The 6,379-nt window shown below is 48.8% G+C and carries 5 protein-coding genes; all 5 read right to left on the reverse strand.

What is annotated here, in order from left to right:
• Positions 1-104: 104 nt before the first annotated feature.
• Positions 105-1,478 carry an aminopeptidase gene (locus tag DW089_RS10995; RefSeq protein ID WP_118287290.1) on the reverse strand — a complete coding sequence of 458 codons (1,374 nt, stop codon included), beginning with the start codon at positions 1,476-1,478 and terminating at the stop codon, positions 105-107.
• A 151-nt stretch (positions 1,479-1,629) separates the two neighbouring features.
• The gene (locus DW089_RS11000; RefSeq protein ID WP_105327123.1) at positions 1,630-2,418 is read right to left on the reverse strand and encodes an enoyl-CoA hydratase-related protein; all 789 of its coding nucleotides are present in this window, start codon (positions 2,416-2,418) and stop codon (positions 1,630-1,632) included.
• Between the two features lie 27 nt (positions 2,419-2,445).
• A complete protein-coding gene (locus tag DW089_RS11005; protein WP_105327122.1) occupies positions 2,446-3,306 on the reverse strand; it encodes a 3-hydroxybutyryl-CoA dehydrogenase in 861 nt (286 codons plus the stop codon).
• Between the two features lie 126 nt (positions 3,307-3,432).
• Entirely contained in the window at positions 3,433-4,587 is a 1,155-nt protein-coding gene (locus DW089_RS11010) for an acyl-CoA dehydrogenase (RefSeq protein ID WP_105327121.1), read from the reverse strand.
• Positions 4,588-4,641: 54 nt separating this feature from the next.
• Positions 4,642-5,823, reverse strand: coding sequence for an acetyl-CoA C-acetyltransferase (locus DW089_RS11015; RefSeq protein ID WP_105327120.1), 1,182 nt, complete (start codon positions 5,821-5,823; stop codon positions 4,642-4,644).
• Positions 5,824-6,379: the final 556 nt, after the last annotated feature.

Genomic DNA, 6,379 nt, shown 5'->3' on the forward strand with positions numbered 1-6,379 from the left:
TTTTAAATTCTGTCTTAGATTTCGTATCCCCCAATTTTCCGTGATGAGCCAAAAATCAAGAGCGATGTGCCTCAAAGGTACATCGCTCTTTTGCGTTAAAAATTTTATTTGCTTTCAAAGAAGGCTTTGTAGGCCCGATAGGTTTCGTAGGCATCGGTTTTACTCAGCAGGTCATAAGGAGCGTGCATGCTCAGCATGGCCGTGCCGCAGTCCACCACCTCGCAGCCCCAGTCGGCCAGCATAAAGGCAATGGTGCCGCCGCCGCCCTGGTCCACCTTGCCCAGTTCGCCAATCTGCCAGGCCACCCCGGCGTCATTGAAAATGGTGCGGACTTTTTGCATGAATTCACTGTTGGCATCGTTGCTGCCCGCCTTGCCCCGGGCGCCGGTAAACTTGGTCAGGGCAATGCCGTAACCCAGCAGGGAGGAATTGTCCTTTTCCGTAACTTCCGGGAACATGGGATCCAGGCAGCTGTTTACGTCACCGGACAGCATTTCGCTGTTTTCCATAGTTTCGTAGAAGTCCAGCAGGCTGCCTGCGTTCTGCAGGGCCAGCAGCTTCATGACAAACTTCACAAAATAGGAAGACTGCATACCGGTGTTGCCATAGGAACCGATTTCTTCCTTATCGGTAAACAGGGCAGCCTGGGTTTTGGTCCCCGGTTTGGCGTTCAAAATAGCTTCCAGGTTGGCGTAGGAGCATACCCGGTCATCCTGGCCATAGGCAGCAATCATGGACCGGTCAAAGCCCACATCGCGGCTCTTGAGCGCCGGTACCAGTTCCAGCTCAGCAGCTGCAAAGTCTTCTTCTTCCACCCCATAGGTGTCCTTCAGCAGCTTCATTACCGCATCCTTCACCTTTTGGTCGTGGTCAGAATTGGAGCCGATGACAGCCTGGAGCTGCTCGCCGGTAACCCCTTCTGCCAGGGTCTTTTTCATCTGGTCCTGGGCCATATGGATCAGCAGGTCCGTAATGTAGAAGACGGGATCCTTTTCGTCCATACCAATGTTCACTTCCACCTTCTTGCCGTCCTTGGTGAAAATTACGCCCACCAGGGCCAGGGGAATGCAGGGCCATTGATACTTCTTGATGCCGCCGTAGTAATGGGTACGGAAGTAAACCAACCCATCCTGTTCATGGACAGGATTGCCCTTCAGGTCCAGCCGGGGGGCATCAATATGGGAGCCTACAATTTTTAACCCAGCGTGGACGGGTTCTTCCCCTACCACAGCCAAAATACAGGATTTGCCTTTCTGGTTCCAATATACCTTGTCCCCAGCCTTTACTTCCTTGCAGTCGTACAAAGGTTTGAAACCGGCCTTTTCAGCCCGTTCCAAAATTTCCTTTACAGCCAGCCGCTCACTCCGGGCAGTATCCAAAAATGCCTTATACCCTTCACCATAATTCATGACAGCTTCCCGTTCCTGGGCATCCATACGCTGCCAGGCGGACTCTGTTCTGCTATAGGTAACTTTCATTTTACTAACCTCCATTCTTTGGTCCTACATATAGTAGTATAACTTTTCAAGGCACTTTTGTACAGAGATGCCCCCCACCAGACGCAAAAAGGCCCCCAGCTGCCAGAATACTTCTGACAAATGGGGGTCTTTCCATTCCCTAAAAGGAACCTTATTTGTTCATAAATACGGGTTTCCGTTTTTCCAGGAATGCCTTCATGCCTTCTTTTTGGTCCAAGGTGGCAAAGCAGTTGCCAAATACCTGGGCTTCATAGGACAGCCCGGAGTCCAGATCCATTTTCAAACCGCGGTCAATGGCGTCTTTGGCGCTGGCAATGGCCAGAGGACCTTTTTTCATGATTTTGCGGCAGACTTCTTCGCAGGCAGGAATCAATTCTTCCGGAGGAAGAATCCGATTGATCAGGCCCAAACGATAGGCTTCTTCCGCATTGATCATGTCCCCGGTATAGATCATTTCCTTGGCATAGCCCTTGCCAATCAGCCGGGCCAGTCTTTGGGAACCGCCAAAACCAGGAATAATGCCGTAATTTACTTCCGGCTGGCCAAATTTGGCCGTGGTGGAGCCGAAACGGAAGTCGCAGGCCAGGGCCAATTCACAGCCGCCGCCCAGGGCATACCCGTTTACTGCAGCAATTACCACATACGGAAGTTTTTCAATGGCATCAAACACCTCATGACCCAGGATGGAGAAATTCCGTCCTTCCACGGCCGTCATGGTGCTCATGGCTTTCAGGTCAGCGCCGGCCACAAAGGCCTTTTCACCGCCGCCGCGGATGATCATGGAACGGGTATTGGGATCCGTTGCCAGTTTTTCAAAAGCGTCTTCCATTTCCTGCAAGGTCTGGATGTCCAGTGCATTCAGGAATTTAGGACGGTTGATGGTAACGGTAGTAATCCCGTCTTCCGAGGTTGATACCAGTAAATTTTCATATTGATACATGGAACTCACCACTATCCCCTAGGAATATTATTTCTTACTGTAATCGTAAAAGCCCTTACCGGTCTTGCGGCCCAGGTAACCAGCTTCTACCATTTTACGCAGCAGCGGAGCCGGACGATATTTAGGATCGCCAAAGCCCTTGTACAGAACTTCCATAATAGCCAGAACGGTGTCGTTGCCGATCAGGTCGGACAGAGCCAGAGGGCCCATGGGATGGTTAAAGCCCAGTTTGGCTACGGTATCGATATCCTCAGCGTTAGCTACGCCTTCGCTCAAGGTGAAGATTGCTTCGTTAATCATGGGGATCATGATCCGGTTGCCTACAAAGCCCGGGGCATCATGAACTTCCACAGGAGATTTTTCCAGATCCAGAGCCAATTGTTTTACTTTGGCAAAGGTATCGTCAGAAGTAGCCAGGCCTCTGGTTACTTCCACCAGCTTCATTACAGGAGCCGGGTTAAAGAAATGCATGCCGATGAATTTGTCCGGTCTCTTGGTGCCGGCACCCAGCAGGGTGATGGACACGGAAGAAGTGTTGCTGGCAATGATAGTGTCAGCCGGGCACAGTTCATCCAGGGTCTTGAAAATGTCTTGTTTGATTTTCAGGTTTTCGGTAGCAGCTTCAATGGCCAGGTGCACATTGCAGGTTTCCTGGGTCATTTCTACCACACCATGAATTTTAGCCAAAGTGGCTTTCTTATCATCTTCAGTGATACGGCCTTTGGCTACAGAGTGAGCCAGATTCTTTTCGATATTGCTGATCCCCCGGTCAACAAATTCTTGTTTGATATCGCGCAGCACAACTTCAACGCCGTGGCTGGCCATAACCTGGGCAATACCGCTGCCCATTTGGCCTGCGCCGATAACCATAACTTTTTTTAATTCCATAGTAAAATCTCCTTTGCACTTCATTTCAACCCAAATATTGAATCCTTAAATATTTAAATTCTCTAAAAATTTCAATGAATAACCAAATGCGCCCTAAGGCGCACTTGGTCAATCACTGGTTACAACTTATTTCTTTTTCTTGTCAGCCAGCAGAGCACGGGAAATTACCATGCGTTGCACTTCGTTGGTGCCTTCGTAGATTTGGGTAATCTTGGCATTTCTCATGTAGCGTTCAACAGGGTAATCTACAGTGTAGCCGTAGCCGCCGAATACTTGTACAGCATCGGTGGTAACTTCCATAGCTACGTCAGAAGCAAAGCATTTTGCTTCAGCAGCAGCTTCAGAGTACGGTTCGCCAGCTTGTTTCAGGAAAGCTGCATGGTAAACCAGATACCGGGCAGCATCAATCTTCATGGCCATGTCAGCCAGTTTGAAGCTGATAGCTTGGAACTTGGAGATAGGACGACCAAATTGTTCACGTTCTTTGGAGTACTTCACAGCAGCATCCAGAGCGCCTTCAGCAATACCCAGAGCTTGGGCAGCTACGCCGATACGGCCGCCGTCCAGGGTGGACATAGCAATCTTGAAGCCTTCGCCTTCTTCGCCCAGTCTGTTTTCCACAGGAACTTCCAGGTCTTCGAATACCAATTCAGCAGTGATGGAAGTGTGGCCGCCCATTTTGTTTTCGATCTTGCCGAATTTGAAGCCGGGCATGCCTTTTTCCAGAATGAAAGCGGTAATACCATGGTTGCCTTTGCTCTTGTCGGTCATGGCAAATACAACATAGGTGTCAGCTTCTTTACCATTGGTGATAAAGATCTTGGAGCCGTTCAGGATGTATTTGTCACCCTTCAGAACAGCAGTGGTCTGTTGAGCAGAAGCATCGGTACCTGCAGACGGTTCGGTCAGACCAAAAGCACCAACGTGCTGGCCTTCGCAGATAGGTCTCAGGTATTTTTGTTTTTGTTCTTCAGTACCGTACATGTAAATCGGGGTTGCGCACAGGGAAACGCAGGCAGACAGAGTGATACCAGTGCCGTCATCGACTTTGGACATTTCTTCTACAGCCAGGATATAGCTCAGAACGTCCAGGCCCATGCCGCCGTATTCTTCGGGGAAGCAAACGCCGGCAAAACCGGCTTCCATCATTTGATCGATCAATTTGCGGTCCCAAATATGGTTCGCATCTCTTTCTTCAATGGTAGGAGCCAGAAACTTTTCGGAGAACTCCTTAGCCATATCCTTAATCATAGCTTGGTCTTCAGTCAGATTGAAATCCATGGTAAATAACCTCTTTCCTCTGTTTTTTAATATCTAAAGGTGTATTACACCTAATTAGAGCATTTCCACCACGGTTGCAGTACCCATGCCGCCGCCGATGCACAGCGTGGCCAGACCCAATTTCTTGTCTCTATGTTTCAGGGCATACAACAGGGTAACCAGGATACGGGCACCGCTGGCACCAATGGGATGGCCCAGAGCTACGGCGCCGCCGTTAACGTTTACTTTATCCATATCGAATTTCAGTTCTCTGCCAACTTCTACGAATTGGGCAGCGAAAGCTTCGTTGGCTTCAATCAGGTCCATATCGCTGACTTCTTTACCAGCTTTAGCCAAGGCTTTGCGGCTGGCAGGGATAGGTCCAATGCCCATGATGGCAGGATCTACACCGGCAGAAGCGTAAGACAGAATCTTAGCCATAGGTTTCAGGCCCAGTTCTTTGGCTTTGTCAGCAGACATAATAACCAGGGCAGCAGCGCCGTCGTTCAAGCCGGAAGCGTTGCCGGCAGTAACGGTACCATCTTTCTTGAAAGCCGGGCGCAGTTTGGCCAGAACTTCCATGGTGGTTCCTTCTCTGGGGAACTCATCGGTATCGAATACTACTTCGCCTTTTTTGGTTTTAATGGTAACAGGAACGATTTCTTCTTTGAAAGCACCACTCTTAATGGCAGCAATGGCTCTTTCCTGGGACCGTACGGATACTTCATCCTGGTCCTGACGGGTTACGCCAAATTTTTCAGCTACGTTTTCGGAGGTGATGCCCATGTGGTAGTTGTTGAAGGCATCCCACAGGCCGTCTTTGATCATTACGTCGGTCAGCTTGCTGTCACCCATACGCAGGCCCCATCTAGCTTTGCCGCTGGTTACGAAAGGAGCATTGGACATGCTTTCCATACCGCCTGCTACAACGATATCGTTGTCGCCAGCCAGAATGGATTGGGCAGCCAATTCAACGCATTTCAGACCGGAACCGCAAACTTTGTTGACGGTGAAAGCCGGAACTTCTTGGGGAACGCCGCCATAGATAGCAGCTTGTCTAGCCGGGTTTTGGCCCAGGCCAGCTTGCAGCACGTTGCCGAAAATAACTTCGTCAACCTTTGCCGGATCAACCTTGGCTCTTTCCAGAGCTTCCTTGATAACTACAGCACCCAATTGTACTGCGCTCATGGGGGTCAGGCTGCCGCCAAACTTACCAATAGCAGTTCTTACAGCACTTACGATTACAACTTCACGCATAACTTACCATCCCTTCTAAGTTTAACTAGAGAAAAGCTTGCTCACCAGAAAAGGAACAGACCATCACAAAAAATTCGCTCTATTCTTTTTGCTGATTTGTCAGTAGAAACCGAAAATAAAAATCAGGTTTTACTTATGGATTTAATTATACACTAATTATGAACCAAAAGGAAGACGCCAATTATGAAGTTTTCCATAATTAAAATTTGTGGACTTGTTATTTTATTTAACCAACAACAGCCCTATGCCTGTATTTTATCTTCCGTTTCTCGTACTCTCATAAATAAATTTATGGATAAGGCGAGAAACTTGCTGAAATTGCACACGGTCCCTGACGCAAAAAACAAAGGGAAATACCCCCATTTTTGCACTGCCAGGCCCTGCAAAGACACTGCTACTTTATACTTTAGCCCATTCTGCGCCGCTTGTCCAGTGCACAATTGTGCAAAAAAATATTTTGCCGTGCCCTGCCCAATAATTTGCAGTTTTCCCCACAAAAAAAGAGGCTCATCACGGAAAATTGGGGGATACGAAATCTAAGACAGAATTTAAAAAC

The sequence above is a fragment of the Acidaminococcus sp. AM05-11 genome (assembly GCF_003472805.1).
In the GTDB taxonomy this organism is placed as follows: Bacteria; Bacillota; Negativicutes; order Acidaminococcales; family Acidaminococcaceae; genus Acidaminococcus; species Acidaminococcus hominis.